This window comes from Paenibacillus sp. GCM10027627 (assembly GCF_042675505.1).
Lineage (GTDB): Bacteria > Bacillota > Bacilli > Paenibacillales > Paenibacillaceae > Pristimantibacillus.
On the sequence record NZ_JBHTHB010000001.1, the window covers coordinates 950023 to 971431 of the forward strand.

21 protein-coding genes and 11 tRNA genes are annotated in these 21409 nt (G+C 44.7%); 3 read left to right on the forward strand and 29 right to left on the reverse strand.

The window, feature by feature from the left end; translation table 11 throughout:
- Window positions 1-164: 164 nt before the first annotated feature.
- From ACFQZE_RS04410 to rsgA, 3 genes are read right to left on the reverse strand one after another with little or no spacing between them, the layout of a single operon-like run.
- Entirely contained in the window at window positions 165-1010 is an 846-nt protein-coding gene (locus ACFQZE_RS04410) for a DUF2785 domain-containing protein (RefSeq protein WP_379354056.1), read from the reverse strand.
- 20 nt (window positions 1011-1030) lie between these two features.
- Window positions 1031-2047: an aminoglycoside phosphotransferase family protein gene (locus ACFQZE_RS04415; protein ID WP_379354058.1), complete on the reverse strand. Its 1017-nt coding sequence runs from the start codon at window positions 2045-2047 to the stop codon at window positions 1031-1033.
- Window positions 2044-3111 (reverse strand): ribosome small subunit-dependent GTPase A, encoded by a 1068-nt coding sequence (rsgA, locus tag ACFQZE_RS04420; protein WP_379354060.1) that lies wholly within the window; start codon window positions 3109-3111, stop codon window positions 2044-2046. The genes ACFQZE_RS04415 and rsgA overlap by 4 nt, the downstream gene beginning before the upstream one ends.
- Window positions 3112-3742: 631 nt before the next feature.
- On the opposite strand from rsgA, the gene ACFQZE_RS04425 reads away from it, so the two are divergent.
- Window positions 3743-5005, forward strand: coding sequence for a stalk domain-containing protein (locus tag ACFQZE_RS04425; protein ID WP_379354062.1), 1263 nt, complete (start codon window positions 3743-3745; stop codon window positions 5003-5005).
- Window positions 5006-5144: 139 nt separating this feature from the next.
- Here the strand turns inward: ACFQZE_RS04425 and ACFQZE_RS04430 are convergent, their stop codons facing one another.
- From ACFQZE_RS04430 to ACFQZE_RS04440, 3 genes are all read right to left on the reverse strand, one after another.
- On the reverse strand, window positions 5145-5765 hold the full coding sequence (locus ACFQZE_RS04430) for a nitrite reductase (RefSeq protein WP_379354064.1): 621 nt from the start codon (window positions 5763-5765) through the stop codon (window positions 5145-5147).
- A 38-nt stretch (window positions 5766-5803) separates the two neighbouring features.
- Window positions 5804-7261, reverse strand: a complete 1458-nt coding sequence (locus ACFQZE_RS04435; protein ID WP_379354067.1) for an MFS transporter — start codon at window positions 7259-7261, stop codon at window positions 5804-5806.
- Window positions 7262-7614: 353 nt separating this feature from the next.
- Window positions 7615-7836: a zinc-binding dehydrogenase gene (locus ACFQZE_RS04440; RefSeq protein WP_379354069.1), complete on the reverse strand. Its 222-nt coding sequence runs from the start codon at window positions 7834-7836 to the stop codon at window positions 7615-7617.
- Window positions 7837-9297: 1461 nt separating this feature from the next.
- Between ACFQZE_RS04440 and ACFQZE_RS04445 the strand changes: the two genes are divergently transcribed.
- On the forward strand, window positions 9298-9840 hold the full coding sequence (locus ACFQZE_RS04445; RefSeq protein WP_379354071.1) for a putative immunity protein: 543 nt from the start codon (window positions 9298-9300) through the stop codon (window positions 9838-9840).
- Here the strand turns inward: ACFQZE_RS04445 and ACFQZE_RS04450 are convergent.
- From ACFQZE_RS04450 to ACFQZE_RS04530, 17 genes are all read right to left on the reverse strand, one after another.
- Window positions 9833-10057 carry a hypothetical protein gene (locus ACFQZE_RS04450; protein ID WP_379354073.1) on the reverse strand — a complete coding sequence of 75 codons (225 nt, stop codon included), beginning with the start codon at window positions 10055-10057 and terminating at the stop codon, window positions 9833-9835. The two genes, ACFQZE_RS04445 and ACFQZE_RS04450, sit on opposite strands and share 8 nt — an antisense overlap.
- A 68-nt stretch (window positions 10058-10125) precedes the next feature.
- The gene (locus tag ACFQZE_RS04455; RefSeq protein ID WP_379354075.1) at window positions 10126-10701 is read right to left on the reverse strand and encodes a YdcF family protein; all 576 of its coding nucleotides are present in this window, start codon (window positions 10699-10701) and stop codon (window positions 10126-10128) included.
- A 111-nt stretch (window positions 10702-10812) separates the two neighbouring features.
- On the reverse strand, window positions 10813-11598 hold the full coding sequence (locus ACFQZE_RS04460) for an ankyrin repeat domain-containing protein (protein WP_379354078.1): 786 nt from the start codon (window positions 11596-11598) through the stop codon (window positions 10813-10815).
- A 171-nt stretch (window positions 11599-11769) separates the two neighbouring features.
- Window positions 11770-12516 carry a type I methionyl aminopeptidase gene (gene map, locus ACFQZE_RS04465; RefSeq protein WP_379354080.1) on the reverse strand — a complete coding sequence of 249 codons (747 nt, stop codon included), beginning with the start codon at window positions 12514-12516 and terminating at the stop codon, window positions 11770-11772.
- A 5-nt stretch (window positions 12517-12521) separates the two neighbouring features.
- Complete coding sequence (locus tag ACFQZE_RS04470) at window positions 12522-13124, reverse strand: TetR/AcrR family transcriptional regulator (RefSeq protein WP_379354083.1); 603 nt, start codon at window positions 13122-13124, stop codon at window positions 12522-12524.
- Between the two features lie 319 nt (window positions 13125-13443).
- Window positions 13444-13995, reverse strand: a complete 552-nt coding sequence (locus ACFQZE_RS04475; protein WP_379354085.1) for a ribonuclease H-like YkuK family protein — start codon at window positions 13993-13995, stop codon at window positions 13444-13446.
- 178 nt (window positions 13996-14173) lie between these two features.
- Window positions 14174-14247 (reverse strand) — tRNA-Asn (locus ACFQZE_RS04480).
- An 11-nt stretch (window positions 14248-14258) separates the two neighbouring features.
- Window positions 14259-14332, reverse strand: a tRNA-Ile gene (locus tag ACFQZE_RS04485).
- A gap of 6 nt (window positions 14333-14338) precedes the next feature.
- Window positions 14339-14412 (reverse strand) — tRNA-Asp (locus tag ACFQZE_RS04490).
- 4 nt (window positions 14413-14416) lie between these two features.
- Window positions 14417-14494 (reverse strand) — tRNA-Glu (locus tag ACFQZE_RS04495).
- 10 nt (window positions 14495-14504) lie between these two features.
- Window positions 14505-14581, reverse strand: a tRNA-Pro gene (locus tag ACFQZE_RS04500).
- Window positions 14582-14584: 3 nt separating this feature from the next.
- A tRNA-Tyr gene (locus ACFQZE_RS04505) sits at window positions 14585-14670 on the reverse strand.
- A gap of 9 nt (window positions 14671-14679) precedes the next feature.
- A tRNA-Leu gene (locus ACFQZE_RS04510) sits at window positions 14680-14762 on the reverse strand.
- A 1-nt stretch (window position 14763) separates the two neighbouring features.
- Window positions 14764-14837, reverse strand: a tRNA-Gln gene (locus ACFQZE_RS04515).
- A gap of 6 nt (window positions 14838-14843) precedes the next feature.
- A tRNA-His gene (locus ACFQZE_RS04520) sits at window positions 14844-14919 on the reverse strand.
- Window positions 14920-14983: 64 nt separating this feature from the next.
- Window positions 14984-15057, reverse strand: a tRNA-Pro gene (locus ACFQZE_RS04525).
- A gap of 88 nt (window positions 15058-15145) precedes the next feature.
- Window positions 15146-15221: transfer RNA gene (locus tag ACFQZE_RS04530), tRNA-Glu, on the reverse strand.
- A gap of 1558 nt (window positions 15222-16779) precedes the next feature.
- On the opposite strand from ACFQZE_RS04530, the gene ACFQZE_RS04535 reads away from it, so the two are divergent.
- A complete protein-coding gene (locus ACFQZE_RS04535) occupies window positions 16780-17343 on the forward strand; it encodes an NAD(P)H-dependent oxidoreductase (protein ID WP_379354087.1) in 564 nt (187 codons plus the stop codon).
- 92 nt (window positions 17344-17435) lie between these two features.
- Here the strand turns inward: ACFQZE_RS04535 and ACFQZE_RS04540 are convergent, their stop codons facing one another.
- The 6 genes from ACFQZE_RS04540 to ACFQZE_RS04565 all read right to left on the reverse strand — a co-directional run bounded on the left by ACFQZE_RS04540 (window position 17436) and on the right by ACFQZE_RS04565 (window position 21407).
- Window positions 17436-17792: a winged helix-turn-helix transcriptional regulator gene (locus tag ACFQZE_RS04540; protein ID WP_379354089.1), complete on the reverse strand. Its 357-nt coding sequence runs from the start codon at window positions 17790-17792 to the stop codon at window positions 17436-17438.
- A 314-nt stretch (window positions 17793-18106) separates the two neighbouring features.
- On the reverse strand, window positions 18107-19339 hold the full coding sequence (locus ACFQZE_RS04545; RefSeq protein ID WP_379354091.1) for a serine hydrolase domain-containing protein: 1233 nt from the start codon (window positions 19337-19339) through the stop codon (window positions 18107-18109).
- Between the two features lie 69 nt (window positions 19340-19408).
- Window positions 19409-19582, reverse strand: coding sequence for a cysteine-rich KTR domain-containing protein (locus ACFQZE_RS04550; protein ID WP_446785845.1), 174 nt, complete (start codon window positions 19580-19582; stop codon window positions 19409-19411).
- Window positions 19516-20295 carry an ABC transporter permease gene (locus ACFQZE_RS04555; protein WP_379354093.1) on the reverse strand — a complete coding sequence of 260 codons (780 nt, stop codon included), beginning with the start codon at window positions 20293-20295 and terminating at the stop codon, window positions 19516-19518. The genes ACFQZE_RS04550 and ACFQZE_RS04555 overlap by 67 nt, the downstream gene beginning before the upstream one ends.
- Window positions 20296-21057: an ABC transporter ATP-binding protein gene (locus tag ACFQZE_RS04560; protein WP_379354096.1), complete on the reverse strand. Its 762-nt coding sequence runs from the start codon at window positions 21055-21057 to the stop codon at window positions 20296-20298.
- Entirely contained in the window at window positions 21054-21407 is a 354-nt protein-coding gene (locus tag ACFQZE_RS04565; RefSeq protein ID WP_379354098.1) for a DUF1048 domain-containing protein, read from the reverse strand. Before ACFQZE_RS04565 ends, ACFQZE_RS04560 begins: the two co-directional genes overlap by 4 nt.
- Window positions 21408-21409: the final 2 nt, after the last annotated feature.

Here is a 21409-nt window from a genome sequence, read left to right on the forward strand (position 1 = left end):
AAATCGTGTGTGGAAAAATAAAAACCAACCGTATTACGGACGAAATTCCGAAATAAGGTTGGTTTTTATAATGATGTTATTCAAATTCAATGTTGAATGAAGGAGGAGTATGAAAAGATATATTTTTCCAAGAGGGTTAGTTTATTAAGTGGTGATCCACTCCTTTAACGGATAGAAAACCTATTCAATCTAGCCTCAGTACTAAGCATGACAGCATTAAGCTCATTTCGCCGGCTATCATGTCCCCTTCTGAAATAGAGACTGCGCACAAAATTTTTGCTGTTTACGCGTGCAATCACCTGACCGCGACTTCTCGGCAAATTGCAGCATAGAGCCAAATTGCTAATCCAATCAGCGATTTCTTGATGTGGAAGTAACTCTTTGTTAATTATCGTATCCACGATGTTAACCAACCGCTCGTCATCCTCATCGCTAAAAATGTGTCTGCCATTATGAAGCATGCCTGAAATAGCGACAAGAACCTCACAAAGCATCAGGACGCAGCTCTCCTCGCACTGCACTAACTCGACAAAAACATCAGCACCGTGCGATGCGCTGTGAGCCCAGCCTCCTACTGAAAGATAACCTCGCAGATCCTTCTCCTCTTTATAATAACGGAGCATTACGCGCATTAATTGCTCAATTTCCGCTTCGCTTAAAAATGGATTCTGTCTATGCCGTTCCACAAGCAGAGCGATAGGCAAAGCAGAAAACGTCCTTGTAAAAACGGACTGATCTTCCTCTCTGCCAATTTGATAGAACAAATGGTTCTCATCGGTCAGAACAGTTAAGAGGCTGCGCAACTCCTCATCACTGAATCTATTTTCTTCCTTAATCCACATATAAAACATAGGATAAATGAGGTTATCCCGTAATTGTGGCTGAGGGTCGCCAATGTGTTGAAGTAACAAAGGCAAGAAATCTTGGTGCTGCTCGCCTTTGCGTAACTGATATTCATCCTTCTCGATTCTTTGCAAATCCAGCATCAACTTGTTCATTGTATCGCTCACTTTTCCAGCCCTCTCATCATCTATAAATTTCTCATCTCATGGATTTTTTGCAAAGTATTGAGGTGCATCGATTTATCTTCAGGCGATTCAGCGAATTTGTACCACTCTACAAGCCTATATCCGAACATAACAAGAATGAGTTCATAGATACAATTATCGGAAATAGGAGATACATCTGCATATTCCGAAAAACCTTTGTAATACGCTGGAATGCATTTTTGGTAGTATTCAATCATATGACAGACGTCCGCTTCATCCGCTATTAAACTCGCGATGTCCTCGCCCATGTAGCCCCATCCAGCGGTATCCCAATCGATAAGTACGATTTTACTATCAGAATAGAATATATTTGCCACCCAAAAATCTCTGTGGCAAAGCACGATAGGTAGTTTTTCAATGCGACTAAATATTTCATCCGCTTGGTTATCCATGTCTATGAGCATTTTACACAGATGTTTCGGAATGTCGCAGTCATCGGAGCGGATGTAATCATACAAAACATTCCATGACCGGTACCGCAAATAGTAGCTTTTCGTAAATTCTACCTTGCTTAAATTTGAAAGCTTGTGCAATACGTCTGGTCGTTCAATATACAGTTTGCCTTGGAATCGGCCTAATTCCTCCGCTATCCGTTCATACATTTCCGAGGTCAGATGTAAACCCGACAAACCATCAATACATTCAATCCACAGTTGGATTTCATCGTCATCTATTTCGGCGTGATAACACTCCGGTAACCGGAATGAATCGTTGAAAACCTTTTTTATATCCGAAACATAGAGGTCGTATTCCCTACGCCATGAATCGGGATCACCGTAACGTTCAAATTTTTTCTGTGTTTTCCAAACTACCTTATACGGCATACTTTCACCAGCGGAAGTTTCGGCCATACCTGTTACAAGCTGAACATCTCCTACTGTCCCGCCTTGCAGCTCTTTGAGTTGATAATCGGCGCGGATAATCGTCATATCGAGCATTTTACTCAAAACTAGCGCTAGTATTTCGGGCTTTATATATCTTTCATCATGGTTGTTCATTTCTTGTATCCTCCTTTTTTATCCTTATGCCTCATGGCAATTGACTTTTGCCATGCCCGTTTATCTATGAGATACGCCGACTTATGTTCTACAAACTTGTTTTCCCGCTTCTGCGCCTGATAACGCTCCCAACGTTCTTGCGCCAATGATCCATCGGCAAGAGCGGCAACAACTGAGCAGCCCGGCTCCGTCCCATGGCGGCAGTCATTAAATCGACAATGTGTGAACAATTCCTCTACATCATTAAATCCCGCGCTGATGCCATCATCCGCACCAAACAGTCCAAGTTCACGCATACCCGGCGTATCAATAACCATCGCACCGGAAGGGAGCATGAACAGCTGGCGATGCGTTGTGGTGTGCCGGCCCCGACTGTCCGTCTCACGGATAGCCTTGACAGCCGCCACTTCTTGATCCATCAATGCGTTTAACAGCGAAGATTTTCCAACGCCGGACATCCCGAGAAATACCACGGTTTTTTCTGGTTGCAAATATTGGCTGAGCTCGTCTAAACCAATCCCGGTATGACTGGAAACAGCATGGACCGGTACATCAGGAGCGATTTTCTGAACCTCAGCTAATGATGCGCTGAAATCCGGGGCCAAGTCGGCTTTTGTTAAAATGACGACAGGCTGGCCGCCGCTTTGCCGTGTCTGTGTCAAGTAACGCATAATACGGCCAACCTTGAAATCCCAGTTTAGCGACGACACGATAAATACGTAATCAAAGTTTGTTGCTACGACTTGCTCCAGTATGGTTTTGGCAAACGCTGATGCGTGTCCCGAATAGTCGGCGCGGGAAAATTTCGAGCGGCGCGGCAGCAATTTGGCAATGCGCGAGGCCCCGTTTTCGTTGTATTGTAGTAATACAAAATCGCCAACGCACGGAAAATCATCCCGAGCCCCCACAGTGTGGTAAAATGCACCCTTCAGTACAGCCGTCACTTCTCCTTGTTCCGTCATAACGGTATATTGATCTCGCTGGAGTTCAGTAACCCTTCCGGGTATGAAGCCGACTGGCGGCGATTCGGCTTCAATATAGCCGTATTGTTTCAAATCAATCATTGAACCGACCCTCTCCTAAAATGTAAAGTTGTTTTTGGGCATAAAAATACCGCGAACAAGCAGCCTCCTAAGAAGCTGCTGTTTCGCGGCGAAAAGCCAAAAGTTGGCTTTTAATCAAAAAGGGATACGACTTTCATCGTATCCCGCTAACAGCAGTATTCACGAAAGGTTACTGTTTACGGCATAATAAAAAACACAGGTGATATTCCCGGTTGCACTCATTCCAAACTATAATCAAAGATTGGAATTTACTATGCCGTTATTCGGTTAAGGTAATACCACCATTACCATGTAAGCAGTCATTGAAAACATCTCCTTTCGCGGAAAAAATTGAAATACCATTTTACTTCCATAGTGTGACATATCGCTTTGCAAGAAATCCATAGTAAATTTGATTATAAACAAATTTTACTTCTTCTATTTCCCCTACGCTTTTCCAAACTCCCCTCGCTTCAATCTCCATGATCCAAAGTACTAAAAACGTGGTTCTCTTAAAGAGACCGCGTTTAAATTGTGAGCGATGGTTACCCAATGTGTACTTATAAAGCCTCTTCTATTTCACCATTCATAGTAACTTTTTATCTTTTTCAACGTCTGTCTAATTAAGTTAATTATTGAAAGGTGGATATTTATGACTTTTTTGAATGAGAACTCCTTTACAAAAAAGCTTTGCGCATGGATGATGGCATTTATTATCATTTCCCTTCTAATTACTCCCCACCCCCTGCTGCACGCCGAACCATTGATTGTACAGTTTGAAAATAAAAATCTAGAAACGATCATTCGGAATAAGCTTAATAAGCCTTCCGGAAAATTGACCGCGATTGATATGGCCTCGCTTAAGGACATTACTGCCCACTCGCTTCAAATTACGAGCCTGAAAGGGCTGGAGCATGCCATTAACCTCCAAAAGTTATCTATTGTAAACAGTGATGTCCGTGATCTAAGTCCGATCGCTAAGTTGGATCAACTTCAATCTATTACGTTTATCAATAATCAGATTTCCGATTTAAGTCCTTTGAAAGAGCTTAAAAAACTAAGAGATTTGGATTTAAGTCAAAATCTAATTTCAGATTTATCTCCATTAGCAACAATCAAGTCATTGCAAACTCTCAACCTATCCGCGAATTTGATTTTCGATATCGAACCTTTGCATGATCTTGATCAAATGTACCGTTTGTATCTATATGATAATTACATTGAAGATCTTACAGCTGTGCAAGCCATGGACAGACTGAATTTACTGGACGTCACGGGAAATCTTGTTAGCGACTTGTCGCCTATCAGCCATATGAAATCTCTTTCTGTCCTATATGTTAATCATAATCCTATACAGTCAGTAGAACCTATACAAGACCTTAGAATATTCTCACTGAACATTTCAAATTCAAACGTAGCGGACTTGACACCGCTCAAAAACTTGAATAATCTTCAGTATTTAGACATCGGCAACTCACTGCCGCTTGACCAGCCGTCTCTACAATTTTTGGAACGGTTCAAGACAGCAGCAGGCAACAAAGTAGACCATATGGAAGATTACTCTCCGCCTAAAATATTCATTAATGGAATGGTTCAGCCTTTCGCAGTCCGTCCAGAATATTATAACAACAGAATTATGACCCCTCTGCGTAGTTTATTAGAGTGGACAGGTGTCGATTGGTCTTGGAACAGTAAGACGAGGAAAGTGACGCTGAAACATCTCAGCAAGGAAATCATTCTTACAATTGATTCCAATGAACTGATTGAGAATGGAAAACCGCGAAAGATCGATGTTGCGCCGTATATTAGGGACGGTTATACGATGGTCCCCATACGATTTGTTACGGAAGCGTTTGGATTTAAACTCGAATACGATGACAATCTTAATTGGGTAAAGTTAACGAATAGTAACTAGGTTGTTTAAATGGGACAACAACTGGTATTCAGAAAACAAAAAACCGCGATCTACGCGGTTTTTTAAATACACATGTTCTTTTACCGTTACACCGTACATGTCCTATCATTTGCGCCAAGCGGTGTAACGGTAAAACTCTTTATACGACAAGTTGCTTCAACTGTTCTATCGTAACTCGATCAACGAACTTGCTGAATTTCTCTCTCTCTTTCGCCTGTTTCTTGTAGATATCAATAATTGTAGATAAGACAGGAACAAGTCGTTCCTCCGCTACTCCGGATAGCAGCATTCGCCCCAACGAGGCCTTAATTCCTTTAGGTTCCCCTCCGACGTAAACATCGAATGTGTCTCGCATTTTGACGACACCGATATCTTTAAGCAGCGGCTCACTCGTACCAAGCGCGCAGCCCGCATAACCAATTTTCAACGGCGTGGGTGTCTCTATTCCAGCAATCGCCCGATTTATTTTGCGCGCCGTCTCTAGACCAGCTTCTTCCGCACCTTTACAGAAGTTGCAGGCGATCAGACTTTTGGTCGCAAACCCGGCGGGGTGCACTTCCAATCCGGCGCGCAGCAGCTCATCATGGACGTCCTCTCGTTTATCAAGAGGAATTTCCACGTAAAGTTGCTTGAAAGGTGTCATTTCGATTTTGACATCCGCGCCAACAAGAGAGCCGATTTTAACAAGCTGCTCCGGCGTAAATAAACTTCCCCCGACTTGGATGGCTGGCGATACCGCCAGTTTCGTCTTATCTCCCAAGATCATTCACCTCTATGATTTCACTTAGACAACGAATATTACATCGCTGCCGTGTTGCTTGCTTCACCTTGTTTAGGCGAACGGATAAACAGCAGCGCTAGAATTGCGCCCGAAAGAGCGACAATGCCGGACCACAGAAACGCTTGTTGAAAGCCTTCATTTAGCGCCACGACCTGGTCAACACCAGTTTGGGACGCAGTTGTGGAGCCCGCAATCGCAACCATGATGGCTAGGCTAATTGCCGATCCAATCTGATAGCTCGTATTGGCGAGACCCGATGCAAGCCCAGCTTCTTCAGGTTTTGCCCCTGACATAGCGGACATTGTGGCCGGAATATAAGCAAGCGACATGCCAAGCGCACCAAGCAAAGATGCTGGAAGCACGTTTGCGATAAAGCTTCCATCAACCGGCGTATTTCCAGCGAACAGGAACATTGAACCGCCAAGCGCAAGCAAGCCAATAACCAAGTTAGCCTTCATCCCAAACTTACCTATTAACTTACCGGTAATCAGGATCATGAAGATGGCAATTAGGATCGTCATCGGCAACAAACCGACCCCACCAGCAAAAGCGGAAAACTTTAACACTTGCTGCATGTAGAGATTTAGGAAATACCATAGAGGAATCCATCCACCAGATAGCATAATTAGCGCAATGTTACCAGCAGCCAAATTCGGCGCCTTAAATATTTTCAGCGGAACAAGCGGCTCCTTCTTAACAGCTTGAATGATCAGGAACAGGATAAACAATACAGCACTCGAGATAAGCGTCCACATTGTGGACGGTGCTCCCCATCCGTTGTGCTCTGCAGTTACAATGCCATATACGACTAGCACCAAGGCACCTGTTACGAAGATGGAGCCAACCACATCGATACTGCCCTTCCTCCGAACCCCTTTAGCCAAGAGCCCCGGCGATAAGAGCAACGCAATAATGCCGACAGGAACATTAATGAGAAAAGTCCACTGCCAACTAAGCCATTCGGTAATGACTCCGCCTAAAAACACGCCCGCTGATCCGCCTGCAGCAGCTGATGCCCCCCAAAAGCCCAATGCTTTACCTAATTCTTTGGGATTACCGCTGAAAAGCATCATAACAATCGTCAATGCGGAAGGCGCAATTAATGCAGAACCGAGTCCTTGCAGAGCGCGGCCAACATTTAGCGACTCCTCGTTCCAAGCCAACCCTGCAAGTAATGAAGCTAATGTAAGAATGGCAAAGCCCCACATGAATATTCGCCGTTGACCAAATAGATCGGATAATCTTCCCCCTAATAACAACAACCCGCCAAAGAAAATGACATAAGCATTAAAAACCCATTGCAAGCTTGCCTGCGTGTAGCCAAGCTCTTCTTTAATCGCTGGCAAAGCAACACCAATAATGGATGTATCCATGATCACCATAAAATTGGCTAAGCATAATAAAGCGAGCGCCATCCAACGTTTCGGATCCCCTTGTGAAGCTGACTGTGCTTGAATCCCCTTATTACTCATCATTGTTTCCTCCTTCTTATTTGTTAATATACTATACCCCCCTATCCTATATTGTCAACAATAATTTTCCAACTTTTTTCAAGTGGGAAATTTCTGAAGATTGCGACCGTCATTTAGCAGTAAAAAAAGAGCACGAAATTCGTGCTCTCCCGCTTGCTCCGTACCTCCGTTTCGGCTATGCCAAGTATCTGAATCTGTTCACGATCAGGACCTCATCTCGTAAGAGTGATGAAGATCGACCGCTGAATTGTGTGGGTTTTCAAAAGTTCGATTTTGAATGAGATAACGATGTGCTGTATTCCAGTCGGACCGAGCCTGTGATGACCTAATCGGAACTATCGAGTCGAGGAAGTCTGTTAGATTATGAGCAGAGTCTTCCCTATGGCAGTACGGTTTTCGATCGAGGTGTGCGCGTCGGCGGCACGCTCCAACGGGAAAGTCTGTCCGATGATCGGCCGAACGATTCCCTTTGCTGCCAGAGACATAATTTGCTCCGCCCACCTCTCTATATTAGGACCGAAATCAAAGAGTTGTTCGATACCGATGCTCGGCGCCTCCAGCGGCGAGCACACGCTCATCGATTCTGCGGAGTCGCACCAGAGGGAGGTGGAGGTAACGGTAACTGAGGTCGTTCATGCCATCTGTCAGTACCACGCCGGATCTGCGTCTCGACGAACGTCATACCCGCCACCTCCACATCGACCACGACCTGGCCCTGCCCCGTCGCGGGATCCGGCGCTTCGCCTGGAACCAGCACCTCGGGGCCTCCGAAACCGATTGCCCGGACTACTCGCATACCGCTCTCTCCCTTCCGTTCGTCGATGTGATCCACCAAAATATGAGCTGGTATAATGTTTTTTTTGTTGACATAAAGCTACCCCACCGATCTCATTCATTCTCAATTAAAATTCGATTACAAATACATGATCAAGGAGACCAGGTCTCTGAGAAAAATGTTATGATAAAATGAGAGAAATAGGTATACGTAAAAAACTGTTTTTGTTCGTTATTCAACATTGTAGACAAAATGTTGATTATTACCTACGAGGGGGGACAAATATTGATGGATAACGCGTTCATAAAATTGGACCGCCGTATTAAACGTTCTCATAGGTTATTAAGGCAGTCGTTCGAAGAAATAATGTCAGCGAAAAAATTCGAGCATATCACAATACAAGAAATTGTGGATCGGGCAGATGTAAACCGCGGCCGAGAAACGACCGACACGGGCAGTCACCCCGAACGCGGCCCGTCCGATCTCTCCACCGACACCGTCGAATACCACGTCCAGTCCCGCGCCGCCGGTCACTTCAAATACCCGCTTGGTCCCACTTTCCCGATAAGTACTCATTGTTAGAATTGCTCATCCGAGAGAGGTTTCATCATCATTTGGACCATTGCTTTGTGAAAAATGCCCACTGGGAGAAGAAAGTCTAAAGATTTTAATTCAATCTGTTTTAGAGTACTATGAGGCACGTCGTTTTTGTCATTCATTAGATAACGTTCGAGTATTATTTGAGAAGACTATTCAAAATGAACTTACTGCTATACTAAAGAAATGGCTTACTGAAGTGCCTGCCACAGAAATTAATCGACAGATTCCAATCGACATCATTGCATTGACTGTTAGCTAGACTATTTTCGGAGCGGCGGTAGAATGGAGTAAAGGGAATAAATTCATTTCTTCCGAAGAAATGGCGAGTCATGTTCTATCTCTTATTTCAAAGGGAATCTTTGTTAACCAAACGTAAAAAGCTATTCTTTCCGTTTGAAGCCATAACGATATGAAAACTATTTGATATGAATTTTGTTATCACTGATGAACTTGATATATGTTCACAGGAAATAACGGGACACGTTAGTTAAACATAAAGGGTTCCACATATTATACATGACTAATATGTGGAACCCTTATTATATCTAACTTTTCTAAATTTATATTTTAACAAATTATGAAAATAAAGTATTATACATGTAACGATTGATTAAGCTTACAGGCAAAATACTTGGCTTACAAATTGAAAAAAGGAGCAAATGAAATGAATATAGATGAATATGCATGGAATAAACATGAGCAGAAAATAAAAGAACAGACAAAATTTTCGTACAGCAAACCTAAAATAAAGATATATGATAACACTGAATTAAGAAATAAAATCGAAGAAGAACTAGAAAGACTGCCACAGAAATTACTTTCACAATGGGCTTTAAAAGTAGCCACTCCATATTTAGATTATCTCGATAACCATTTAAAAGATGACCCACGCATAAATTTAGGAATAGAAACTTTGGAAAAACGAATAGAGGGAAGTATAAGAGCTTATGATTTGCGAAAAGTTGGATTTACTGTAAATGAATTAGCTAAAGAGTCTAAATCTAACGTCAGTAAGTATTCTGCACGTTCATTTGCTCAAGCAATTGCAACTGGGCATATGAGAGGACACGCTATGGTTAGTAGCGATTATGCAATAAAAGTAGTAAATACTTTAACTACTGGATCCTTAGATGCTTCAACAAATGAAAGGGAAAGGCAAATAAAACTAATAGAAGATAGTTTATTTTCAAGTTCAAGTTTTATTTAAAATTTCCGGGGTTTTCAGCATATTCCCGCACAATCCAGCCGCATTGCCCGCAAACGAAAAGAATTCGTTCGCTAAGAAGCCGATATTCCGCACGCTCCGGTCTTGTCATCGTTGTCCGTGAATAGATTCCCCCCTCGTTAAGGCTATGTCCAATCTTGATCTCGCTTCCTGAGCAATCCGGGCATGTCAACGTTTTTCTGATTTTTTCCAAATCCATTTTTTTCTCCTTCCTTCCACTCGTATACCACCGGATCGAATATTTCTATAATTATTATAAAATTAATATCAAAACTTAATGAGGTATTTATAATAGGCTGGGAATTCTCGTATGATGGAGTAAAAATCTCTACCCTCAAAGATTCTAGCATGAGCTGAATACACTTCATGAATATCCATTTTTTTAAATGCTAATTTTGTCCTTGAAACATGAAAATATTGAGTAATAACCATAACCGATTTTAAATTCAGTTCATTCATAATTTTACTTGAATTTTGGGCGGTCATGTAGGAGTTATAACCATTATTATCCTCTTTTATATGTTCTTCTCGCACCCCCTTATCTATTAAATAAGATTTCATCACCTTTGCCTCATCGAAACCTTCCTTTCCAATTCCACCACTGACAATGATAAAAGAGAAATAGCCTTCATTATAAAGCTCTACGGACTTATCTAACCTTGCTTTCAACCGTTTCGATGGCTGTCCATTAAATTCCACTTTATTTCCCAACACTACAGCTACGTCAACAGGTTTCAACTCATCATTCAATCCATCAATAATTACAAAAGCTGTATGAACAATAAACCAAACGAAAATTACTGCTACTACTATTAAAGATCGTTTAATGATAGCTAAGTTCAATTTTTCACCTGAATTCTCTCATATTTTCCATTCTTTTGTTGCGGCAGATACCATTAAAAGCGTTTCTCTTTCTGTATAGCTAATTGGAGAGAACCTTCAAATGTTAATGTTTTAAGGATGCAGTTCTTTGGCGGATTTAGCTCCCCGGTTTTGCAGCCATTGAACCAAATCTCCTGCAGCGCTTCGTTGTGCTGCTTCCAATGGGGTTAGGCCGTCCCACACGGAAATCCAGTTCAGTTCAGCCCCTCGTTCGAGCAAATATTCGGCTGATTGCCGCTGTCCGCCATGGCAAGCGCACCAGAAGGCGACGACAACTTCATTCGGGAGTGGATTGTACTCGGCTCCCCACGGATATCTCCTTGAAAGTGTGGTCCCGTTAAAGTGGGCTTCCATATCATCCAACAGTCCAAGCGCGGCCGCATGCCAAAGAGAAAAACTTGCGCCGCGCTCAACCAGCCGATGTGCAGCTCCCCACTGCCCAAACGCGACTGCGTCGTCCAGCGGTGTTCCACCGGCGATGACCGCACCGGGCGCCTCAATATCAGCGCCAGCTTCAAGAAGTGCGTCTAGCACCTCAATATCATCGTTGCTCGCAGCCCAATGAAGAGGTGTCTCGACATGAGGGCCAGCAATTCGAGCGTTCACTTCAGCGCCAGCTTTGACCAATGCGGCCACCGTAGCTGCACCATTTGGAAAATGGCCGGGCCAGTCGGCAGCTACATGCAGCAGCGTACGCGACACGTAACCGTTGCCTTTATCGCTTCCTATAAGTCTGGTCACAGCTAGTCCTGGATTGTCGGTGAGCAGCTTCTGCAATCTTTGGACATCGCCGGTGCGGATTGCCTCAATCAAGATTAGCGCATAAGGCTCATTTTCAGAAATGACCACTATCTTCATCCCTCCTTACAACTATTGTCCTGAATTTACTAATGCTAATTATAGCAAAATAATGCAGAGAACCTCGCAACAAAAAAACTTCAAATAATTTAGAAGGAGTCCAAAAAAGAAACAGCGGCTGCCAAAAACATAGTTTCCTTGTCCTTGGCTGTCGCTGTTTATTGGATAAAATTATTGTGCGGTCAATATAATCGGGCCGTCTGCAGTAATGGCGACCGTATGCTCGTACTGTGCGGAAAGCGATCCGTCAGCAGTTCTGGCAGTCCAGCCGTCGCCGTCAATCGTCATGAACGCTTTTCCGGCATTTAGCATCGGCTCGATTGTAAAAACCATTCCTTCCTTCAATCGGAACCCTTTGCCCGGATTCCCAATGTGGGCATAACTAGGCTCCTCATGCATCTCCCTCCCTACCCCATGGCCGAGCAGATCGCGAACCACCGAGAATCCGTTTCGTTCGGCATGGGTTTGAACCGCATGCATCACATCTCCAATCCGGTTTCCAACGACAGATTTTTCGATACCAAGATATAAGCATTCTTTCGTTACCCGCATCAAATTACGAGCTTCTTCAGACACCTCGCCGACCGCATAACACCAAGCGGAATCCCCAATCCAGCCATCCGCTTCCGCGACAATGTCAATTTTGACGATGTCGCCTTCCTTGAGCGGCTTCCGATTCGGAAAACCATGTGCAATGACGTCGTTGATAGACGCACATGTAGCAAATGGATATCCGTTATAGCCTATCGTATAAGCCTTGGCGCCATGTTCCTTCAGAAACCGGACCGCGAACGACTCGATATCAAGCGTCGTTACACCTGGCTGGATCATTCCTGCGATTGCATGGTGAAAAGCAGCGACAATTTGGCCAGCTTTTCTCATCTCTTCGATTTCAGTTTTCGATTTCAGGATGACCATTCCATTTATCTCTCCTTTGACTGTATGCCCGCAAAAATCATACGGACGATCCCTTCCGCATCCAACTCATTCCGCATATTATGGTGGATGTTCAGTGCTATGCAGCCAACAAGCGAACCAAATATGAGATTAGCTGTTTTCTCTGGTGATTTGGAATCGAATCCTCCACGAACTAAATCTACAAACGGCAAATAGATTCGTCTCTGAAAATCGTCAAACAATTTAATAAACCGGTTTCCCGGGAATTGATGAAAGTTATCCGCAACCGTTTTTAGCAAAATAAAGACGGAAGAATCGTCGATACATTTCCCCAAGAGCAACTTGGAAAACGACTCTGCTTTAAATAAGCTAGACCCGTCCCCGGTCCATGCAGGCAGCACTGCCGACTCCGTTCGATTCAGGGCATCCCACAGTAAATCTTCCAAAAGCATGAGCTTATTTTTGTAATAATGATACACGGTTCCGTAACCGAGCTCTGCCTTGACCGCAACATCGCGTATTTCCAATTGAATGCCCTTCTCCAAATATACTTCCGCTGCCGCTTGCATAATTTGGTTCATCCGCATTTCTCGGATCGCATCATTCTGTTCCTTGGTACGTGGCGACATGGCTTCTCCTTTTTTGACCTACTGTAATGTCAATATAAAATAAATATACATCATTTAGAAGTTAGAATCAAGAACTTCGATTCTCCAGTTATTTCGGATAAGGCTTATCCAGCACATATAAATGTTTGAAACATTTACACACCCCCTCCCTAAAAACGATAACAACGAGTCTTTTATAGAGCCAAGATGCATCCCTATAAGCATTGAAAACGAAACCATTCCCTCTAATCCCTCTACATTACTGCACAAAAAAAGGACATTCTCAATCGCATATTATGTATAAAGAAGCTTACTGATGAAGTAAGCCCCTTTTCCTTGTTTAAAAGATCAAAGGAATTTTGTTGCTTTTTGAAAAGCGATCCGCGTAGGAAGATGCTCCGTAGGAATCAGGTTTTATGACAGGAAGCCAACCGAGAGATTCAACTCGATCCACCATTTCAGATACATAAAGCGCCGTTTTACTGACCGACTTATCTCGTCCGGCATCGATATGAATGAAATGATCGAGAGCAGCTCCATGGTACACATAAGGTAGAAGAATATCTTCTAATTGGCCCCGCTTCTGTTCATCAAAATAACATGCAATTTCTTCGCTAAGGCTGGTTTCAGTGGATAGTTTATCGCGTACCGATGTAATCTCGCGAGGAATGATAACTTGGCGGTAGCATGCCCAAGCTCCTCTATTCTCACGACGAATAATGATACCCGTGATCATTTTGGTAAACCCACGGTGGACGTGCCCATCCGTACCAATAATCAGATTGTAATTTGCATGCGGCTCTTGCTTTAAGAAGCCCTCGATGCGAGAGAAGACGGTGTCAATCTCCATCCTGCTTTCGGTTGTGTTCATGAATTCCATGTTGTGAATCAATGGTATTCTCGGATTCCTTTTCATCATAATCACCTGTACCTCAACGGGTCCTCTTCCTTTCTATTCACATAATCAAAGCATTAATGATCGGGAAAGCAATTGCGGAGGTGCGGAGCGTCTGGCGATGAACCGCATCTCCTTTTTATGTAGGATAGCTATTCTACGAATAGCACTCTGTTGGTAGGGGAAACAGGATTCGAACCTGTGCTCGCCGATGAACAGTCGGATGCCTTACCGCTTGGCTATATCCCTATAAAGTTTGATGTTTACGAATGGAATTGAACCATTGACCTCCAGCTTATCAGGCCGGTGCTCTACCTGTCTGAGCTACGCAAACATATGACGGTCCCAAGGGGACTCGAACCCCTGACTTCTGCACTGACCATGCAGCGTTCTAGCCAACTGAACTATGGAATCATTATGGTGACGTGGACGGGGCTTGAACCCGCAAATCCCGGCTTGAAAGACCGGTGTGTTAAACCAATTTCACCACCACGCCGTAAAAGTTTTGGTCCGGATGGCCGGATTTGAACCGACGACGACTAGTTCCCAAAACTAGCGTTCTACCAAACTGAACTACATCCCGATATGGTGAGAGGAGACGGATTTGAACCGCCGAACCCCGAAGGGAGCCGGGTTACAGCCGGCTGCATTTAGTCTCTTTGCTATCCTCTCAAATAGTAGTGCGGTTGGTGAGACTTGAACTCACATGAGCTTTCGCTCGCGGGGGTTTAAGTCCCGCATGTCTGCCATTCCATCACAACCGCATGGCTACCCCTCCTGGATTCGAACCAGGGATCACGGAGTCAAAGACCGGTGCCTTTCCGCTTGGCTAAGGGGCAATAATTTGGGGAGATCGACCAGAATCGAACTGGCTCGTATCGGGGCCACAACCCGACGTGTTATCCATTTCACCACGATCTCCATAACGGTCAGAAGCGGGTTTGAACCGCTAAAAACTCGGCTTTTCCGACTGCAAAAATGTTAATCGGAGCAGCAGGACTCGAACCTGCGGCCTCGTATGCCCAAAATACGTGCTCTACCAAACTGAGCTATACCCCGATGGTGGATAGGAGCGGACTTGAACCGCCACCTGTTGTCCGACGAATAATCGGCAGACTATTTGATATCGTCCCATCCTTAATATTATTGGTGACGACAGCCAGATTCGAACTGGCGTATCCTGCTGTGAAAGAGCAGTGTGTTTTCCGCTTCACCATGCCGCCATGCTTAATGAGATTTAAGCCGTTGTGTTAAAGGCTTTAATAATCTTTGCGTTTAGCCTTCTTCACCACAAATGCATTCACAGAACATACGTTCTGTTTTGTAGGCGAAATAAAAAGGCACCATCAACGTTCCTTTCTTCACTGGGCATGAAGAAAGGCCACTTTGAGAGTAGCCTTTACGCGTGGATAGTATTAAGTTCACGACCAAGCCGTTTAGCTGCAACAATACTGCAGACAAATCTCTTGGCGAAACCAATATTTCCGACATAGCTTTGCGTAAAGGGCACTGATTTGAAGTTGGATGAATTCGAAGCATTGTCCGTTCGGATTCGGATAAAACTCGGGTAACTGATGCTGTTTATGATCCTCTGGATACAACTTAATCTCGTCAATTTTCATCTTAGCTTCCTCCTTCCTTTAGTTTCATGTTTCGCATCGTATCACATTCTATTTTTTCCTGTCAAACCTTTTTTTCTAAAATGTTTTTGTGTTTTCAAACAAAAAAAGGTTGCCTGATCGTATGTTGCACGATCCAGACAACCCTTTGCGTGTTAATGAGGGCGATACATTGCACCTCAAGAAACTACCGCATATTAGGGGAGTTTGGGATCGCGATATGTTCAAATAAAGGTTGCTCATCATACTCGCACCCTTTCGGCTGATTGTTAAAATGCTGATCAATGCCGTTAATTTTCCACATATCGTTTTCCCTCCTCACTCGGTTAGTTTGTTTTGATGTCCCTAATCATAAACTCAGGTATTTCCATATGTCAAGAACTTTTTGGAAATTTATTTGCTTGCGATTTTTGTCACTGTGAAGACTTTGCTGATCTCCTTATAAGCAATCATTCAAATGGTCTTTATATTGATTGGACGCTCGGTGTTCATAAAGGTCTTTAACAGCCAGTTGCATTTTTATTCATTTTTATCACTTCGCCAATTGCTCTCGTGGTGCTGGTTCTAGTATCAATTCCCACTCTTCATGCAGAGATAAATCTCATCAAAAATTAGATCGAGGGAATGGCCTTCTGGAGCGGAAGAATCTCATTTTATCCAATAATATCAAAGTATAGTTGTTATCTTTTATGTGTTGATCGACCAGAAATATCTCTTTTTTTCTGAAAGAATGTGTTGCTCTATTATATTCCTCAAAGCTCCGGCCAAGATGTTCTCTTCTTGCTCTCGCGGGTAAGAGATCGTTGAATGAATATTCACGATATTGTATATAAAAAAGACTTTCAGCGTATTTCAAAAATCTTCGAAGGTATGTTCCGCCCAAATCACAAACGGCAGCAAATCCAGCGAAACGTAAACAATGTCGTGAAATAAGTATCTGAAGCGCTGTTTCAAAAAAAGACTACCCTAATTCCCGAAAAAGTTACATAATTATATTTATGTTATCTTTATCCTTGTCCAGTCATATCCGCACACATTCTCCCGCACAATTAGAGTGGTGCTGACACTTACTTTTACAACAGTACCTGTAATGAAAGTGCGTACTTACATCATTGGAATGTTTCTTTTATACTCAAAATAATTAAGAAGGAGGAACATTCATATGACAAAAACGCTTATTATCGTGGCGCACCCAAGCTTGGAAACGTCTGTAACAAACAAACGGTGGGTAGAGGAATTGCAAAAATATCCGGAAAAATATACGGTTCACGAATTGCATAAAGTTTACCCCGATGGAAATATTGACGTAGAAAAAGAACAAACGTTAGTAGAATCGCATGGCAACCTCGTTTTTCAGTTCCCTATATATTGGTTTAATTGTCCTCCCCTCCTTAAAAAATGGTTTGACGAGGTATTGTCATATGGCTGGGCTTATGGCTCCGCAGGCGACAAATTAAAAAACCGCAAAGTCGCACTCGGCGTCTCCGCAGGAATCAAAAAAGAAAACTATAGCGAACATGGGCGATACCGATACACGTTAGAACAAATGTTGGTGTCTTTCGAGACGACTTTTCTATACTGTAAAGCAAACTATCGTTCGATCTTCGCTGTTTATGGGAATGAAGACAAAGCAGGAGAAAATGTGCCAGGGTCGGAAAACGAAAAATCTGATAACCAAGTGATAAAGAGCGTTCAAAACTATTTGCATTTTATCGATAATATGTAGATGCCCTTAACGCATTAATTATGATACGCAAACAAATAGAAGTATCTCCTCCTTTAAGGGAGATGCTTCTTGCACATTCCTCATTGCTATTCCTATTGCTCTACGATCTCTTTTGGCGGCATATTTTGTTCTCCCCACTCGCACATCATATTTAGAAGCGGCATGAGAGATAAGCCACGTTGAGATAATGAGTACTCCACCTTTGGAGGAACTTGCGGAAATTCTTCGCGTATAATGATCCCATCCGCCTCCAGCTCTTTTAGCATGACGCTGAGTGTTTTAAAGGTGATCGAACCGATACATCGTTTTAGTTCGTTAAACCTCATTACTTTATTTTCCGATAGCCAATACAAAATGATCTTTTTATATTTGCCGCTTACTATGGACAACGTATATCCGAAGCCAGTGTCTTTTAGCGGCACACCACTCGGAACACAAGTATCACGCAACGCATTCACTCTCCTATCCCTAAGGTTTAGAGCCATACTAGCTTGCAAGGCTTCGTCAATTTTTAAAATCTGTCTCTTATCACAATCGCCAGCTCTTCGAGCAACCTCCCGCTATCTTGTGAATCGGAAAACACTTGGATATTGGAAGGAAAAGTGCCCAATATAGTCGCACTGCTTACATATCTATCTCAGGAACAAGACTTGTAAAGTCAAAAACCCCGCTTGGCCGATTGGCTGGGCGGGGCCAGTAATTACCATTTAATCTTATCATAGTAAGGGCACTGTGTGAATGTTTTTACAGGCGAGGCTTCATATCAGTCCTCTATTGCCTGGTAGACCGTGGTCCAGAAATCGTGGATAGCCCGGGTCGAATCAGCTGTGGACATCCCTACCTGCGTGAGCAGAATTCCGGTGAGCTGATTTGCCTTGTCTGCGTAGACGGTGGTGCCGGTTCCGCCGTCCCAGCCGAACTGCCCGATGGGAGCGTAGTTGCTGTGATAAGTGCGCACCGCCATCCCGAAACCCCAGCCGCCGTGCAACCCGAGGCCGGACGACAAGTGGGCGATGTTCCTATACATGGCGTCCCGGGCAGCTTGTTGCTCAGGCGTGAGGCAATTGGTAGTCATCAGCTCGACGGCGGGACGGGACAAGATCCGTTCGCTCCCGTGCATCCCGTAATTCAGCAGCATCTGGAAGTAGGCGCAATAGTCGTCGACGGTAGAAACCAGCATACAGCCCTGGAACACGGGAGGTTGACTAGTTCGTCCGCCTGCCGCTTCGTCCCACACGATGAACTCCCCTGTCTGCGGATCGGGACCATAGAGGGGCGGCAACCGGTCGATCTTGCTGGCTGGCACATAGTAACCAGTGTCCTTCATCCCGAGCGGATCGAGGATGCGTTCACGCAGAAACGTATCCAACGGCTGGCCCGTTACTCTGGCGACGAGTACGCAAAGCACTTCGTTGCTGAGGTCATACTGCCAACGTTCCCCGGGCTGGTACGACAGCGGCAGCTCGCCTAGCCGGCGCATCCATTCATCCGGACCGGGTGCTGGCCCGGATGCAATGCTATAATCGGTTTTCTCATAAGTCGCGGCTCTGATCGGGGAGTCTAGCAAATCGAAATCCACTCCAAGCCCAAACGTTGAGGTCAGCAGGTCCCGAACGGTGATCGGACGCCTAGCCGGCAAAGTCTCATCCAGCGGGCCGTCGGGCCGTTTCAACACCTGCCGGTTGGCTAGTTCGGGCAGCCATGGATCTACCGGGTCATCCAACCGCAGTCGGCACTCATCGAGCAGGATCATTACCGCCGCCATTGTGACTGGCTTGGACGTTGACGCCATCCGGAAAATCGTGTCGCGGCTCATCGGTGCGCCACCGTCATGACGCATCGTCCCGATTGCTTCGACATGCGTCTGGCCGCCGCGGCTGACCAGAGCGACGAGCCCAGGAATTTTCCCGGACTCTACATGCCGTGCCAGTACGTCGCGCATTCGGCGAAGCCCTGTTTCGGAAAAGCCTTTATTGCTATGCCTCGTCGTTTTCATATGTTTACCTCTCTCTCCTTCATTCTAATTATTGAAAAAAAAGAGCCGGCAACTGTAATTACATCACGGTTATCGGCTCTGCGTTTTAGCGTCTGGCTCTTTGATTACTGAAATATTTAGTTGTTTTACATTGATGATCGTTTCCTGTTTGCATTTGGGACAAAATAGCGGAAAGTTTAAGCTGCTTTCCGATTGTATGCGCGCATCGCAAACAGGTAGGCAACGATGAGCAATCCTAAACACCAAGCGAGAGCAATCCAGATGTCGTTACCGACAGGCTCGGAGCTCAGCAGAGAGCGTACCGTATCGACAATTGAAGTTACGGGCTGATTTTCCGCGAATGCACGAACGACTTTGGGCATTGTTTCGGTTGGAGCAAAGGCAGAACTGATCATAGGCAAGAAAATCAAAGGGTATGAGAACGCTGTCGCTCCCTCCATCGTTTTGGCCGTTAGGCCAGGCAGAACCGCAAGCCAAGTCAGCGCCAGCGTAAACAACGCCAGTATTCCCGCTACTGCAAGCCACTCCAATAGTCCCGCACTGGAGCGAAAACCCATAATGAGCGCGACGCCGAATATTAAAACGATCGTAATGGTGTTCGACACAAGAGAAGTCAGAACATGCCCCCACAGCACGGATGAACGACTGATTGGCATGGAATGAAACCTTGCGAAAAGCCCCTTTTGCATATCATCAAATACCCGCACTGCGGTGTAGGCTATACCTGACGCAACGGCAATTAGCAATATGCCTGGCAGCAGGTAATTCACATAACTCACTTCACTCACAGCAATATTCATACTTTCGGCAATACCCGCTTTTACTGAGCCGCCGAATACATAAACAAACATTAGCATAATTGCAATCGGTGTGATCGCGACCGTAATAATCGTGTCTGGACTGCGAAGGATATGACGCATTAAACGCCCGAACAAAACGCCTGTGTTGCTTTTCATTTAGTTTCTCTCCTTTTTGCCGATAATCGCAAGGAAGATTTCCTCTAGTGTCGGCTGCTTTTCAATATATTCCACTTTGGCAGGCGGGAACTGGTTTTTAAGCTCTGCGAGTGTCCCGTTTGCAATTATTTTCCCGCCGTGCAGGATGGCGATTTGGTCGGCGAGCTGTTCCGCTTCTTCTAAATATTGCGTCGTTAGCAGAATCGTTGTGCCGCTATCGGCAAGTCCTTTGACCGTTTTCCAAACCTCAAGCCGCGCTTCCGGATCAAGCCCCGTCGTAGGCTCGTCGAGGAAAATAACGGCGGGCGCCCCGATTAAGCTCATCGCGATGTCTAGTCTGCGCGTCATTCCGCCGGAGTAGGAGGCTGCCCTTTTATTCGCCGCGTCTTTCAACCCGAAACGTTCAAGTAGACTGTCGGCGGTTTCTATAGGATTGTGGATATGCCTCAACTTAGCGATTAGCATAAGGTTTTCGCGCCCGGTGAGCATGCCGTCCACGGCAGCAAACTGTCCAGTTAGGCTGATCTTTCCACGTACTTTGTCCGGCTGACGCATGACGTCAAAGCCGCCAACGTTTGCTCCGCCGCCGTCAGGCTTTAGAAGCGTCGAGAGGATATTGACCGTCGTTGTTTTGCCTGCGCCGTTTGAGCCGAGCAGGGCAAAAATTTCGCCGCGCCGCACCTCGAAATCTACTCCCTTAAGAACTTCCATGGTCTTGAAGGATTTTCTTAAACCCTTTACTTGAATTACGATATCTTTCATATAGAATCGCTCCCCATTCCGAGTTTGTTCATCATGTCGCGGTTTAATTTATTGCTGAAGTTATCGGTCCACTTCTTCGTATCGCGCAAAAACTCGTCGCAAAACCCGACAACATTTTCGCCCGTCACATCGAGAACATGCTTGCCGTCCGCCGCGCTGGCTTCAAACAACTCTATCAATTGGTGCTGAGCCTTCAACATGTCAGAGCCGTCTCCACCCGCAAAATTCCACATATATCCATGAATTTTTTCAAATACGAACCGATAGTCTTCAGGCAGCGCTTCTGCCCTTGCCAATTGCTCCTTATACTCTTTTTTAACCCCGATCACTTTTTTGATGAGTTCCAGCATCG